Here is a 13725-nt window from a genome sequence, read left to right as displayed (position 1 = left end):
GCTATTGATGCCAGTTGGCCGCCGAGATACTGATAGCAAACAGCATCGAATGATTATTTCGAATAGTACCGAACCTTTTGTCGAAGGAGGAAGCAACATGCCGAAACCCAACATCCCGTTAATGCCCACCCGCCGTGACCGGCTTCAGTTCCGATGCACAGCCAATGCCCGGTTGTTGGCCGTGTTGTTGCTGCCACTGACGATTAGCGTCGGATGCAGCGATCAGGACAAACCAGCGCCAGCGGTTGCCCGCCCGGTGAAAGTGTTTCGGATCGAGGACCATGCCGTTGCAGATGCTAGAAGCTTTGCCGGCGAAGTTAGAGCAAGAATCGAGACGCCGTTATCCTTCCGGGTGGGCGGTAAACTGCTGGAGCGCAAAGTTGATGTTGGCGACTCGGTACGTAAAGGCCAACTGCTGGCCATACTGGACGGCAACGATTACCACCTTGCCGTGCAAGGTCTAAAGGCTCAACTGGCTGCCGCGCAGGCCGACAGCACTTTCTTGCGGGACGATCTGGTGAGATACCGCGAATTGCTGACCCAGCAAGTCATCAGTCCGCCGGAGTTCGAGCGGCACGAAACCGCGTATACCACGGCGCGGGAGCGGGCGGCGGCGCTGGAAACGCAATTGGCCGAGGCGAACAACCAGCTGAGCTATACCGAATTGCATGCCGACCGCGACGGTGTGGTCACGGCCTTGGCTGTCGAGGCCGGGCAGGTGTTGGCTGTCGGCCAGGCAGTGGTGACACTGGCCCAGCTGGAAGAAAAGGAAATCCATTTCGACGTGCCCGAGCATCGCCTGACGGAAATCCAACGCCAACAAGAAGTTAATGTTTCGTTGTGGGCCGACGAAGATAGGCTACTCAAGGCTAAAATCCGCGAAATCGCCTCGTCCGCCGACCCGGTCAGCCGCACCTATCGCATCAAGGCCACCTTGCTGGAAGACCCGGACGCCGCGCAATTGGGCATGACGGCGACCGTTCATGTCGCGGCGAACACTGCTTCCCGCATCGCTGTCCCGCTTTCCGCCGTCTATACCCCGCAAAATCAGCCGGATCATCCTTTAGTCTGGTTGGTCGACGAGCAGGCGGCCACCGTCAAATCAGCGCCGGTGCGGCTGGGAGAAACATTGGCCGGCGAACGCATTGCCGTCGAGGGCCTCGCCGCCGGCCAATTGCTGGTCAGCGCAGGCGTGCAACGTCTGGCCGAGGGGCAAGCTGTTCGGTTGCCGGATCAACAGGGGCTGCCTAAGGGGCGCGGTAGCGAGGGGCAGCTATGAAATCATTCAACCTCAGCGAATGGGTGCTCAAGCATCGTTCTTTCACCGGCTTTATGCTGGCATTGGTGGTGCTCGGTGGGCTATTCGCTTATTTCAAGCTGGGTCAGCAGGAAGATCCGCCGTTCACGTTTCGAATCATGGTGGTTAAAACCCTCTACCCCGGCGCCACTGCGCTGGAAGTCGAGCAACAGTTGACCGACAGGCTGGAAAAGAAAATTCAGGAGCTGCCCAATCTGGATTATCTGCGCAGTTACTCCAAACCCGGCGAATCGGTGATTTTCGTCACCCCTCGAGAGGATACGCCGCCCAAGGACATTCCCGAGCTTTGGTATCAGGTGCGCAAGAAGGTCGACGACATTCGCATGACCTTGCCGCCCGGCAGCATAGGGCCGTTTTTCAACGACGAATTCGGCGATACCTACAGCCTGATCTACGCATTCTCCGGCGAGGGTTTTAGTTATGCCGATCTGAAACAGGCGGCCGATTCGGTCCGGCAACAGCTGTTGCGGGTCAAGGCTGTTGAGAAGGTTGATCTGATCGGCGTACAGGACGAAAAGATTTTCGTCGAATTTTCGGACAAAAAGCTGGCCGAACTGGGCCTGGATACGGCGGCGGTTGCCCAGGCCTTGCAGGCGCAGAACGGCATGGCACCGGCCGGCACGGTATTTTCCGCGCAGCGCAACCTGCCGATACGCCTGACCGGCTCGTTCGACTCGGAAGATAGCGTCGCCAATATGGCGGTGCGCATCGCTGATCGCACCTTCAAGGTCAAGGATTTCGCCAAGGTGACGCGAGGCTATGTCGATCCTGCCGAGTTCAAGATGCGTTTCAACGGCAAACCGGCCCTTGGCCTAGGCGTGACGATGAACAAACAAGGCAACGTTATAGCCCTGGGAAAAAACCTGGAAGACGCGCTGGCCGTCATCAGAAACGAGTTGCCGTTGGGCATGGACGTAGAACCGGTAGCCAATCAAGCGCACGTCGTTAAAAACCAGATGGCGGAATTCGGCCAAACCTTCTTCGAAGCCCTGGCCACCGTGTTGGTGGTCAGCTTCTTGAGCCTGGGTTGGCGCACCGGGTCCGTGGTGGCGCTGACCGTGCCGCTGGTGCTGGCCGCCACCTTGCTGGTCATGCTGCTGTGCGGCATCGATCTGCAACGTATTTCCTTGGGGGCTTTGATTCTGGCGTTGGGCCTGTTGGTGGACGACGCGATGATTGCCGTGGAGATGATGGCCCGCAAGCTGGAAGAAGGTTGGGACCGGATGCGCGCCGCGACCTATGCCTATACTGCCACGGCCTTTCCGATGCTGACCGGCACCTTGATCACCATCGCCGGTTTCCTCCCGGTGGGTTTGGCGCAATCCTCGGCCGGCGAATATACCGTGGCGATTTTTCAGGTGGTCGGCATTTCGCTGATACTGTCGTGGATAGGCGCGGTGGTGTTCACTCCGTATTTGGGATTTTTGATTCTTAAGGTGCATGCCAACGGCGACCAAGCGGCCCACGACTTGTTCGACACGCCGTTCTACAACCGCTTGCGGCGTTGGGTGGATGCCTGCGTGGCGCACCGTAAGAAAGTGATTGTCGCCACGCTGGCCTTGTTCGGTCTCGGTGTAGTGGCTTTAACCCATGTCCCCGAGCAGTTTTTCCCGTTGTCCAACCGCCCGGAAGTCATCGTCAATCTGTGGCTGCCGGAGGGCAGTGCCTTCGAGCAAACTGAAGCCGCCGCCAAGCGCATGGAAGCGCTATTAGCCAAGGACGAGGACGTGGAACACGTCGCCAGCTATGTCGGCAGCGGCACGCCGAGATTTTTCATGTTGATCGTGCAGCAATTGGCAAACACTAATCTGGCCGAATTGGTGGTGATGACCAAGGATAACGTGGCCCGCGAACGGGTGATGCAGCGCGTCCGGCAGATTCTTGAGACGGATTTTCCGAATGTCAGAGGCCGGGTGAAGCGTCTCAATGTCGGGCCGCCGATGGATTATCCCTTGGCGTTCAGGGTGCTCGGCGAAAACCCCAACATCGTACGCGACATTGCCGAGCGGGTGGCCGAAGTCGTGCGTAACCATCCCGGCACCGTGGATGTCAACGACGACTGGCATGACCGCGTGCCGTCGTTCCGCCTGGCATTGGATCAGGACAAGGCACGCGCGCTCGGCGTTTCGACGGCCAGTCTGTCGCAAGCCTTGCAGGCGCATTACGCCGGCATCCCGGTCGGGCAATTGCGCGAGCAGGATAAATTGATCGACATCGTCTGGCGAGCCAGCCCCGAACTGCGCACCGCCGCCGACGAATTGCCGGATGTCGCGGTTCGCACCGCTAATGGCAAGTCGGTATCGCTGTCGCAGTTCGTCAAGTTCGAAACCGTGTTCGAGGACGGCGTGCGTTGGCGGCGCAACCGCTTCCCGGCCATTTCGGTGCGCGCCGACGTGGCCGACGGCAAGATGGCCCCGGACGTGGCGGCGGAAATCGTCCCGAAATTTAAATCCATACAGGATAGCCTGCCGGCCGGTTATTTCATCGAAACCGGCGGCTCCAAGGAAGATGCGGTGACCGCGCAGAAGTCGATTCTGATCTGGATTCCGCTGGTGCTGATCGTCACGCTGATCTTGTTGATGATGCAGTTGCAGAATCTGTCCAGGACTTTCATGGTGTTCAGCACCGCGCCGCTGGGCGTGATCGGCGCGGCCTTCGCCTTGCTGTTGTTCCGGGCGCCGTTCGGCTTCGTGGCCTTGCTCGGCATCCTGGCGCTGGCCGGCATGATCATGCGCAACTCGGTGATCTTGGTGGATCAAATCGATCAGGACGAACAATCAGGACTCGACACCTGGTCGGCCATCGTCGAATCGACGGTGCGGCGTTTCCGGCCGATCATGCTGACCGCAGCGGCGGCCATCCTGGCGATGATACCGCTGTCGCGCAACGATTTCTTCGGCCCGCAGGCCATCGCGATCATGGGCGGGCTGACGGTGGCGACCGCGCTGACGGTGTTCTTCCTGCCGGCGTTGTATGCGGCTTGGTTCAGGGTGGAGCGTACCGACGCAAAAACTCCCTCTCCCGCCGGGAGAGGGTTGGGGTGAGGGGATAAGGCTTTGTTTTATATGCCCTCATCCTAACCTTCTCCCAAGGGGAGAAGGAATAAACCCCGCTTTTACGATAATCCTCGCGGGTACCGCGCGATGCGACCACGGAGTTTTACAATGAATAATCGATATTTAACACCACTGACCATACTGTCCCTGGCTAGTCTAATCGCCTGTACGCCGACCCGCGTCGGGGACCAGGTAGCGCTCAACAGCCCGGCAACATGGCAACACGCGCCCAATGCCCAAACCGCCGAAACGGCGGACCTGAAGACTTGGTGGCAAGGATTCAACGACCCCTTGCTGAACGAGTTGATAGACAAAGCCTTGGCCGCCAACCACGATCTGAAGATCGCCTCCGCTCGCGTCCGCGAAGCCAACGCGATGGTCACCGTCGCCGAAGCCGCGCTGTATCCCAGCCTCGATTTCTCGCTGTTCGGCGGTCGGGAAAAACGCATCGACCGCATCGTCGGCGTACCGAGCGAGCAAGGTATCAAATTGATTACACCTACCGCCGATGCGGTCAGCGGCGGCTTGGCGGCGCGCTGGGAAATCGACTTGTTCGGCAGTCGGCATTTGGAAGCGGAAGCCGCCGCCGCACAAGCCAAAGGCAGCCAGGAAGGCTTGCATGCGGCGCAAGTCGGTCTGCTGGCCCAGGTGGCGACCCACTATCTGGAGCTGCGCGGCGTGCAGCAACGTACCGGCATTCTGCAAAAAAACATAGCCTTGCAACGCGAACGATTGAGGACTTTACAGGTATTTCTTAAAGCCGGACTGGCTAACGAGGCAGACCTTGCCCGCCAGCAATCGCTCTTACAGGGCACCGAAGCGACGCTGCCACAACTGGCCAACGCCGAGCAAAACCTGATCCATCGTTTGGGCGTGTTATTGGGCGAGCCGCCGGAAAGCCTAGGAAACCGTTTGGCGGCTGTTGGCCCGTTACCGAAACAAGCGCCGGTCCTGCCAAATCTGCTGCCGGCCGATATACTCGCGCAACGTCCCGATTTACGCCTGGCACAAACCGAAGTCAGTGCGGCAGCAGCCAGCCTGGGTTCGGCGCAGGCCGATCTCTATCCCAAGCTGGTGCTGTCGGCCAGCGGCGGTGTCGGCGCGCTGGCGGTCGGCGGTTTTCCGAGTCTGGCCGATAGCGTTTATGCGCTGGGCTCTGGCCTTTCGGCGCCGATCTTCAACGCCGGACGCATCCGCGCCCATATCACCGCCGCAGATGCGCGGCTGGAGCAAGTCGCGGCCAATTACGAGAAGACTTTTTTGTTGGCTTTGGAGGATGTGGAAAACGCCTTCGTCGCCCATCGTGCCGCGACCGATAGCTTCGGCCGATTGACTGAAGCGGAAGCCTCGGCGGAAAAAGCTTACCGGCTGGTCGATGCGTTGTATAGTCGCGGAGCGGGGAATTATCTGGCCGTTCTGGATGCCCAACGCGGTAAGCTCGCCGCCGGCGACGAACGCGCCAAAGCCGAAACCGCGGTCGGTGTAGCGATGGTGTCGCTGTACCGAGCTTTTGGGGGTGGTTGGACGGTCGATTCATCGGTGGGCGGATCGACAAGGTCTCGATAGCTAGCCGTTACCAGTAATAGCAATATCAACGAAAGTCATCTCAAGATCATATATACAGGAAAACCACATGACGAAACCTTATCGGCAACCCTTAAACTCGAACTGTCCATGAATGCCGACCCCATTATTTCCATACGCGGCGTAAACAAGACCTATGCCGGCGGTTTTCAAGCCCTGAAAAACATCAACCTGGACATAAAACGCGGTGAGATATTTGCTTTGCTCGGCGCCAATGGCGCTGGCAAAACCACGTTGATCGGCGTCATCTGCGGCATCGTCAACGCCAGTGCCGGCAGCATCATCGCCGACGGCCACGACACCGTGCGGGACTACCGCGCCGTGCGCGCCGCCATCGGCCTGGTGCCTCAGGAACTGCACACCGACGCCTTCGAGTCGGTGTGGGCCACGGTTAATTTCAGCCGCGGACTGTTTGGCAAGCCGCCCAACCATGCTTATGTGGAAAAAGTGCTGCGCGATTTATCGTTGTGGGACAAGCGCGATGCGAAAATCATGTCGCTGTCGGGCGGTATGAAACGCCGCGTGCTGATCGCCAAGGCTCTGGCGCATGAGCCGACGATATTGTTTTTGGATGAGCCTAGCGCCGGCGTCGATGTGGAGTTGCGGCACGACATGTGGCGCATGGTGCGCGAACTGCGCGCCAATGGCACTACCATCATTTTAACTACCCACTACATCGAAGAAGCCGAAGATATGGCGGACCGCATCGGCGTCATCAATAAGGGCGAACTGATCGTCGTGGAAGACAAAGCCGTACTGATGCGTAAGCTTGGCAAGAAACAACTCACGCTGACTTTGCGCCAGCCCATGACCGAGATCCCGGTTGAGCTTGACGCCTGGGCGTTAACGCTGACAGAAGACGGCCAACGCTTAGTCTATAGCTTCGACACTCAGGAAGAAGAGACCGGTATTGCCGAACTGCTGCGCCGGCTAAGCGAGCACGGTATCGATTTCAAAGACCTTAGCTCCAGCGAAAGCTCGCTGGAAGACATTTTCGTCAGCCTGGTCCACCAATCACAAGGGACGCAATCATGAACATCTACGGCATCCGCGCCATTTACCGCTTCGAAATGGCCCGCACCTTTCGTACGCTGGCGCAAAGCATCGCCGCGCCGGTGTTGACCACCTCGCTGTACTTCATCGTCTTCGGCAAAGCCATTGGCTCGCGGATGGGCGACATCGACAGCGTTAGCTACGGGGCCTTCATCATTCCCGGCCTCGTGATGCTGAATCTGCTCAACGAAAGCATCTCCAACGCCTCGTTCGGCATTTACATGCCCAAATGGGCGGGTACGATATACGAGTTGCTGTCGGCACCGGTGTCCTGGATCGAAGTGCTGTTGGGTTACGTAGGGGCGGCGGCGACCAAGTCGGTGCTGTTGGGTCTGCTGATTTTGGGCACAGCCCGCCTATTCGTGCCCTACGAGATAGCTCATCCGCTGTGGATGATCGGCTTTTTGCTGCTGACGGCCGTGACTTTCAGTCTGTTCGGTTTCATTATCGGCCTGTGGGCCGACAGTTTTCAGAAGCTGCAGGTGGTGCCGATGTTGGTTGTGACTCCGCTAACTTTCTTGGGCGGCGCGTTTTACTCGATCAATATGCTGCCGCCCTTGTGGCAGAACGTCACCTTGTTCAATCCGGTGGTGTATTTGATCAGCGGCTTTCGTTGGAGCTTTTATGGCATGGCCGATGTGGATGTGGCGATGAGCATAGGCATGACGTTTGGTTTTCTGACCGTTTGTTTGATTTTTGTCTGGTGGGTATTTAAAACCGGGTACAAGATCAGAAATTAAGTCTGAAGCAACCTAGACGGTGCTTCATCACTCCATCAAAGAATAGCTTGTTAGGGTACGCAGCCGCGTACCCTTTGACTGATCAGATTACGCTCAATATTTCTTCGATCAACGCCGGGCCTTTATAGATCAAGCCGCTGTAGATTTGCACCAGGCTGGCGCCGACTGCGAGCTTTTCCTGGGCGTCTGCGCTACTGAGAATGCCGCCGGCCGCGATAATCGGCAGTTTGCCGTTCAATTCCGCCGCCAAGCCTTTCACTACCCGAGTCGAACTGTCTTTAACCGGTGCGCCGCTCAAGCCGCCGGCTTCGTTGGCGTGGATATGGCCCTGGATTTTATCGCGGGCGATGGTGGTGTTGGTGGCAATCACCCCGTCCATGGCAAATTCCACCAGCAATGCCGCGATGTGGCTAATTTCCTCATCGCTTAAATCCGGCGCGATTTTCACCGCGATGGGTGTGTATTTGCCCAGCGCCGTCTGAAGTTTCAGTTGTTCTTCCTTCAAAGCGTTTAACAATTGCTTGATCTCGTCACCTTGCTGCAATTGGCGCAAATTCTTGGTGTTGGGCGAGGAAATGTTGATGGTGATATAGCTCGCCGCCGCGTAGCTTTTCCTTAGACCGATCAAATAATCTTCAGTGGCGTTTTCCAATGGCGTATCGGCGTTCTTGCCGATATTAATTCCCAAAATGCCGCGATACTGGCAGGTGCCGACTTGTTCCAGCAAATGTTCGATACCCAGATTGTTAAAGCCCATCCGGTTAATGATGGCTTGATGTTCTGGTAGGCGGAATAGGCGTGGCTTGGGGTTGCCGGGTTGCGGGCGCGGGGTGACGGTGCCGATTTCGATAAAGCCAAAACCCAGCTCGGCCAAGGCGTCGATATAGTCACCGTTTTTATCCAGGCCCGCCGCCAGTCCTAGCGGGTTTTTAAAGTCCAAGCCCATCACCTTAACCGGCTTTCCGCTGGATCTTGGTCTGCTCAAAGCCGACAAGCCGGTTTGCTTGGCCAGCTTCAGTAAATCCAGCGTCACATGATGCGCTGTTTCCGGGTCTAAGGAAAAAAGTAACGGGCGTAAAATAGGGTATAGATTCATGGCGCGCTTGCTCGAGTTAGCGAATACGGTGTCGGGTCTATTTCGGTGGGGCGATGCAGAATCAGGTCGGCCAACAATTTTGCGGATGCCGGGCCCATCACTAAACCATTTCTGAAGTGGCCGGCGTTGATGCTGAGGTTATCAATGTCGGGATGCTGTCCAATAGTGGGTATGCCTTGCGGACTGCCGGGGCGCAAGCCTGCCCAATGATGGCAAACCGGATAGTTTTTCAAGGTCGGCAGCAATTCGGTGGCGAATTGGTAAAGCTGTTGTTTGGCGTCTTCGGTGGTGATCTTATTAAAGCCGGCTTGCTCCACGGTGCTGCCCGCCAGGATTTTCCCATCTCGGCGGGGGATCAAATATTGATCGCCGTCCAACACCATGTAAGGCAAGGTGGTTGGTGTGGCGTCGAACAGCAGCATTTGGCCTCTGACCGGCTTGATGTGCAAGTCTATCGGCCAATCCGGCAATAAATCCCGCATCAAATCGGTGGTCCAGGCGCCGGCGCTAACGATCAGGTGCTGAGCGGTGTAGCTACCGTTGCTGGTTTCAATGCTCTCAACTTGGCGGTTGGCGATGCCGATCTTGCGAACTTCGGTGCTATCCAGAAATTTCACGCCTGATTGTATTAGGTAAGCGAGGAGCGATTTTAATAATCTGGGATTGCGGGCTTGGGCAATTCCCGGCAGCCACAGCGCTTGGTCGAGATCGCTGGTAAACGGCTCGGTCAATTCTGTTGCTGCCGGCTGGTAGTCGATGTGGTACTGCTCGCACCACTGTATAGCTTGTTCGTAGTCCGGGTTTTTGCAGATCAGCATGCCGCAGGCATACCATTCCGGATCGATACCGGTAGCGGCGAGCAGTTCCTGGCTTAAGGCAGGGTATTTTTTTAAGCTATTGACGGCTAATTCGGAGATCGCTGCGGCTTGGCGCCAGGGATAAATCGGCAGCAAAATGCCGCCGCCGGCCCATGAGGATTCCAGAGCCGGTTTGGATTTGTCGAGGATCGTCACGTCGCGGCCGGCAAGGCGCAGTTCTCGTGCGGCTAATAGGCCGCTGATACCGCCGCCGATGATCAGAATATCCAGGTGTTTGGTCATGCAAATGCTGAGGAAAACGGGTGTAAGAAGGCTTTTTTAAGGTAACACGAAGCCGGCGTATTTAGATAGGGTTTGCCGATTGTCGATGGGTGTGTAAAAAAGCAAATGGCTGTTGTTAGTTTTTGACAAACATGGATTATAGTTTACAAAGTATTCGTATCTTATTGATATAAAACAATGTTTTTGATGAAAAAAAATAGACTTAAAACTTGTAAGGCTAGTGTTTTGCTGCTATTATTGCCCACGTGAAGAAATCCTGTGTTGCTATAAAGCCAATTCAGTCTTAACAATAACTACCCTTGGGGGGAACAACAATGAGTTTTACTAAAACCAAATTAGCGCTGGGCGTTGCCGCGGCGACTTTGACAATGGCTGGAGCATTCATTGCCCCACAAGCCCAAGCTGCTGGTTCCAGTGCCGAGCGCGTAGCCGACGCTGCCGCCAGAAAAACCGAAGCTCTGGAAGCGCAAATGCAACAAATGGCCGAGCAAATGCAAGCCATGCAAGCAGAATTGAGCCGGGTTAAATCTTCATCTGCCAGCTCCACTGCTGCGAATGCGAAAGTTCAAGAGCTGGATCAATGGATGGCGTCTGTTAAATCAACTCCAGCGCAAGCGTCTGCAAAAGACAATTTGGTTGCGGTTCGTGGCGGTTGGTCAGCGCTGGATCATGCACGTGGCAGTTCAACAGGACCTTTAGGCGGTGCTACTCAAAACGGTGCGTTGTTGTCCAACAATCCAAATGGTGACGGTTTTTACTTCGGTGGTGCGTTCGACTTTAACGTCAACAATGATTTGTTCGGCCTAATGGACGATACCTCCTTCGGAATCGAGCTTGGGGTTGAATATGCCGAATACGGTACCGGTAAAAACTCAGCTGCCACTCTTTGGGGGGTGGCGGGGGTGCCTAATACCGAAACATCAACAGATGCCCGCTTGAGAATCAACGCTTCGCCAAAAATCAAATTTATGCATGACAGCAAGCTGCGTCCATGGATTATTCCAGTGGGTTTAGATATCAACATCTTAGGCGTGCCTTCCAACGCGGTTTCTGTGTTGAACGCCGGCATGAACTTTGGTGCCGGTGTCGAGTATGACCTGTTCAGAGGTATCGTATTGGGTACCGATGTGCGCTACCACTACTCCACCAGCAAAACGGACGCTACACCAACCGACGGTTTCAACGCTGGCGGTTACTTAGGTTTCAAATTCTAAGTTGACGCTTAGTTAGCACGCAAAAGGGAAGGCGTAACAGCCTTCCCTTTTTTTATGGATGAAAAATAATGAAAACCCTCTATCCGGACATTTCGCCGTTCCATACCTTTTTTCTGGAAACCGATAGCGAGCATCGCGTTTATGTCGAGCAATCCGGCAATCCGGCCGGTATTCCGGCGATTTTTTTGCATGGCGGCCCGTGTTCCGGCACCAAGCCGGATCATCGGCGTTTTTTCGATCCCGATCGCTACCACATCATCTTGATGGACCAGCGCGGTTGCGGGTTGTCGGAGCCGTTTGGCGAATTGCAAGGCAATACCACTCAGGATTTGTTGGCGGATATGGAGCGCATCCGCCAACAATTACGTATCGAAAAGTGGTTGTTATTCGGCGGTTCCTGGGGCGGCACCTTGGCATTGCTTTATGCGCAGCAGTATCCGCAACAGGTATTAGCAATGATTTTGCGCGGCGTGTTTTTAGCGAGGCAGGCCGATATGGAGTGGTTTCTGGGAAACGGCGTCAATAAAATCTATCCCGAGCGTTGGCAAATCTTGTTGGATAATTTACCCAATTTGCCGGACGCCAATGTTTTGGAGCGATTGGTGGAGGCCATTTTCGGTGCCGATCAGGACGCCGCCAGGCGCGCTGCTCAACAATGGCAGGCTTGGAGCGGACAAGTGGCTCTGGGGAATGACTATTTGGAGAGTATGGAGTCGGTCAGCGAGCAGATGTTGCGGCAAGTAAAAATGGAATTGTCTTATGCCATCCATGATTATTTCATCCGCGAAAATCAAATCCTGGAAAACTGTGCAGGGTTACAGGCGATACCGACTATCATCATTCACGGCCGAAACGATTTGACCTGTCCTATAGAAGCCGGCTGGCGCCTGCATCAGGCCTTACCGCAATCTCGTTACGTAGTGTTGCCGAATGCCGGGCACATTGCGCGGGGCGACGAAATGATCGATGCTTTGGTATCCGCGACCGATGAAATGGCCAAGCTTTTAGCGTAGACAAGGGCATTATGAGCAACAAAAAACGACTGGTTATTGCCATGACCGGCGCTACCGGGGCCATCTACGGCGTCCGGATGCTGCAAGTGTTGCGGGAGCGAGACGAATGGGAAACTCATCTCGTGGTATCGACAGCTGGTTTCGTTAATCTAAAATACGAGCTGGATATGGATCGCGCTACCTTGTATGAGTTGGCGGATGTTACGCACGGCATAAACGATATTGCTTCGTGTATTGCCAGCGGCTCTTTCAAGACCGAGGGCGTGGTGATTGCGCCGTGTTCCATGAAAACGCTGGCGGCTGTGGCGCATGGGTTTGGCGACAACTTGATTTCTCGGGCGGCAGACGTAGCATTGAAAGAGCGCCGCAAAACAGTGTTGGTGCCCCGCGAGACACCGTTAAATTTGGCGCATATCCGCAATATGGCCAGCGTCACGGAAATGGGCGGGATTATCTATCCGCCGATGCCGGCTTTCTACAACAAGACCGATTCCGTAAGGGCGATGGTTGATGAGGGTGTGGGTCGAATCCTGGATATGTTCGGGGTGGATGCGACGGGGCTATTCAAGCCTTGGACCGGTCTGGATGGTTAAGTTTTTATCGATCCGGACTGAATACAGGGTTTTTACTGAGTAAATAGTCGGTCTTCAATTGACAGGGTGCCTTATTCTGATTTAGAGTTGCCGCACTCGCGAAAACTGCCCATCGACAAAGGCTTGCGGCGCTCTCGACTTAAAGACCTGAAAATGGCGTTTTGGTCGGGGGGTGGGTCTTAAAACAATAACTGTAACTATAACAATCGGAGCACATAAATATGGCAAGACCATTAATTCAAATGGCGTTGGATTCACTGGATTTCAACCAAACTGTCGAATTGGCTGATAAAGTAGCGCCTTATGTTGATATTTTTGAAATCGGCACTCCTTGCATTAAATACAACGGTATCAACCTGGTTAAAGAACTGAGACAACGTTACCCAGACAAATTGTTGTTGGTTGACTTGAAAACCATGGACGCTGGCGAATACGAAGCCGGTGCTTTCTACGCTGCTGGCGCGGATATCTGCACAGTATTGGGTGTTTCCGGTTTGGCCACTATCGCTGGCGTTATCAAAGCCGCGAAAAAACATGGCGCTGAAACTCAAATCGACTTGATCAACGTTGCCGACAAAGCAGACTGCGCTAGAGAGTCAGTGAAATTGGGCGCACAAATCGTTGGTATTCACACAGGTCTGGACGCGCAAGCAGCCGGTCACACACCGTTTACCGACCTGAACGACATCGCTCGTTTGGGCTTGAATGTTCGTATCTCTGTTGCCGGCGGTATCAAACAAGCGACTGTACAACAAGTCGTTGAAGCTGGCGCTAACATCATCGTTGTTGGTGCTGCGATCTATGGCGCGCCATGCCCAGCAACAGCTGCTCGCGAAATCCGCGAACTGGTTGACGCTGCTGCTGCATAAGCCAGTTTTGGCAATACCTAGTTATTAGGAAATATTAAGGACGGGTGGTTAGCGCCACTCGTCCTTTCGTTTGTTATAACCCCCCCAGT

General features: G+C 55.3%; 11 protein-coding genes. 9 read left to right on the top strand and 2 right to left on the bottom strand.

Annotation, left to right across the window (positions count from 1 at the left end):
* The first annotated feature begins 97 nt into the window (after positions 1-97).
* The 5 genes from G006_RS0112995 to G006_RS0112975 all read left to right on the top strand — a co-directional run bounded on the left by G006_RS0112995 (position 98) and on the right by G006_RS0112975 (position 7751).
* On the top strand, positions 98-1279 hold the full coding sequence (locus G006_RS0112995; protein ID WP_235048856.1) for an efflux RND transporter periplasmic adaptor subunit: 1182 nt from the start codon (positions 98-100) through the stop codon (positions 1277-1279).
* Positions 1276-4362: an efflux RND transporter permease subunit gene (locus G006_RS0112990; RefSeq protein ID WP_020483632.1), complete on the top strand. Its 3087-nt coding sequence runs from the start codon at positions 1276-1278 to the stop codon at positions 4360-4362. Before G006_RS0112995 ends, G006_RS0112990 begins: the two co-directional genes overlap by 4 nt.
* A gap of 120 nt (positions 4363-4482) precedes the next feature.
* Positions 4483-5940 carry an efflux transporter outer membrane subunit gene (locus tag G006_RS0112985; protein ID WP_020483631.1) on the top strand — a complete coding sequence of 486 codons (1458 nt, stop codon included), beginning with the start codon at positions 4483-4485 and terminating at the stop codon, positions 5938-5940.
* A gap of 108 nt (positions 5941-6048) precedes the next feature.
* Complete coding sequence (locus tag G006_RS0112980) at positions 6049-6993, top strand: ABC transporter ATP-binding protein (protein WP_020483630.1); 945 nt, start codon at positions 6049-6051, stop codon at positions 6991-6993.
* Positions 6990-7751, top strand: coding sequence for an ABC transporter permease (locus G006_RS0112975; protein WP_020483629.1), 762 nt, complete (start codon positions 6990-6992; stop codon positions 7749-7751). Before G006_RS0112980 ends, G006_RS0112975 begins: the two co-directional genes overlap by 4 nt.
* A gap of 82 nt (positions 7752-7833) precedes the next feature.
* Here G006_RS0112975 and G006_RS0112970 read toward each other — a convergent pair whose 3' ends face one another.
* Together G006_RS0112970 and thiO are read right to left on the bottom strand one after the other, a co-directional pair.
* The gene (locus G006_RS0112970; RefSeq protein WP_020483628.1) at positions 7834-8847 is read right to left on the bottom strand and encodes a quinone-dependent dihydroorotate dehydrogenase; all 1014 of its coding nucleotides are present in this window, start codon (positions 8845-8847) and stop codon (positions 7834-7836) included.
* Positions 8844-9947: a glycine oxidase ThiO gene (gene thiO, locus G006_RS0112965; protein WP_020483627.1), complete on the bottom strand. Its 1104-nt coding sequence runs from the start codon at positions 9945-9947 to the stop codon at positions 8844-8846. Before thiO ends, G006_RS0112970 begins: the two co-directional genes overlap by 4 nt.
* A gap of 314 nt (positions 9948-10261) precedes the next feature.
* Here thiO and G006_RS0112960 point away from each other — a divergent pair, with 314 nt between their 5' ends.
* From G006_RS0112960 to hxlA, 4 genes are all read left to right on the top strand, one after another.
* A complete protein-coding gene (locus G006_RS0112960) occupies positions 10262-11161 on the top strand; it encodes a hypothetical protein (protein WP_020483626.1) in 900 nt (299 codons plus the stop codon).
* A 68-nt stretch (positions 11162-11229) separates the two neighbouring features.
* Positions 11230-12174 (top strand): prolyl aminopeptidase, encoded by a 945-nt coding sequence (gene pip, locus G006_RS0112955; protein WP_020483625.1) that lies wholly within the window; start codon positions 11230-11232, stop codon positions 12172-12174.
* 11 nt (positions 12175-12185) lie between these two features.
* The gene (locus G006_RS0112950; RefSeq protein WP_020483624.1) at positions 12186-12767 is read left to right on the top strand and encodes a UbiX family flavin prenyltransferase; all 582 of its coding nucleotides are present in this window, start codon (positions 12186-12188) and stop codon (positions 12765-12767) included.
* Positions 12768-12988: 221 nt separating this feature from the next.
* Positions 12989-13636 carry a 3-hexulose-6-phosphate synthase gene (hxlA, locus tag G006_RS0112945; RefSeq protein ID WP_026147033.1) on the top strand — a complete coding sequence of 216 codons (648 nt, stop codon included), beginning with the start codon at positions 12989-12991 and terminating at the stop codon, positions 13634-13636.
* Positions 13637-13725: the final 89 nt, after the last annotated feature.

The organism is Methylomonas sp. MK1 (assembly GCF_000365425.1).
GTDB lineage: Bacteria > Pseudomonadota > Gammaproteobacteria > Methylococcales > Methylomonadaceae > Methylomonas.
The sequence above is the reverse complement of the archived record's forward strand: the minus strand, read 5'-3'. Positions and strand labels throughout refer to the sequence as shown.

Bases quoted from the DNA above. Each gene is read 5' to 3' on its own strand.
- G006_RS0112995 (WP_235048856.1), top strand. From the start codon at position 98: ATGCCGAAACCCAACATCCCGTTAATGCCCACCCGCCGTGACCGGCTT.
- G006_RS0112990 (WP_020483632.1), top strand. From the start codon at position 1,276: ATGAAATCATTCAACCTCAGCGAATGGGTGCTCAAGCATCGTTCTTTC.
- G006_RS0112985 (WP_020483631.1), top strand. From the start codon at position 4,483: ATGAATAATCGATATTTAACACCACTGACCATACTGTCCCTGGCTAGT.
- G006_RS0112980 (WP_020483630.1), top strand. From the start codon at position 6,049: ATGAATGCCGACCCCATTATTTCCATACGCGGCGTAAACAAGACCTAT.
- G006_RS0112975 (WP_020483629.1), top strand. From the start codon at position 6,990: ATGAACATCTACGGCATCCGCGCCATTTACCGCTTCGAAATGGCCCGC.
- G006_RS0112970 (WP_020483628.1), bottom strand. From the start codon at position 8,847: ATGAATCTATACCCTATTTTACGCCCGTTACTTTTTTCCTTAGACCCG.
- thiO (WP_020483627.1), bottom strand. From the start codon at position 9,947: ATGACCAAACACCTGGATATTCTGATCATCGGCGGCGGTATCAGCGGC.
- G006_RS0112960 (WP_020483626.1), top strand. From the start codon at position 10,262: ATGAGTTTTACTAAAACCAAATTAGCGCTGGGCGTTGCCGCGGCGACT.
- pip (WP_020483625.1), top strand. From the start codon at position 11,230: ATGAAAACCCTCTATCCGGACATTTCGCCGTTCCATACCTTTTTTCTG.
- G006_RS0112950 (WP_020483624.1), top strand. From the start codon at position 12,186: ATGAGCAACAAAAAACGACTGGTTATTGCCATGACCGGCGCTACCGGG.
- hxlA (WP_026147033.1), top strand. From the start codon at position 12,989: ATGGCAAGACCATTAATTCAAATGGCGTTGGATTCACTGGATTTCAAC.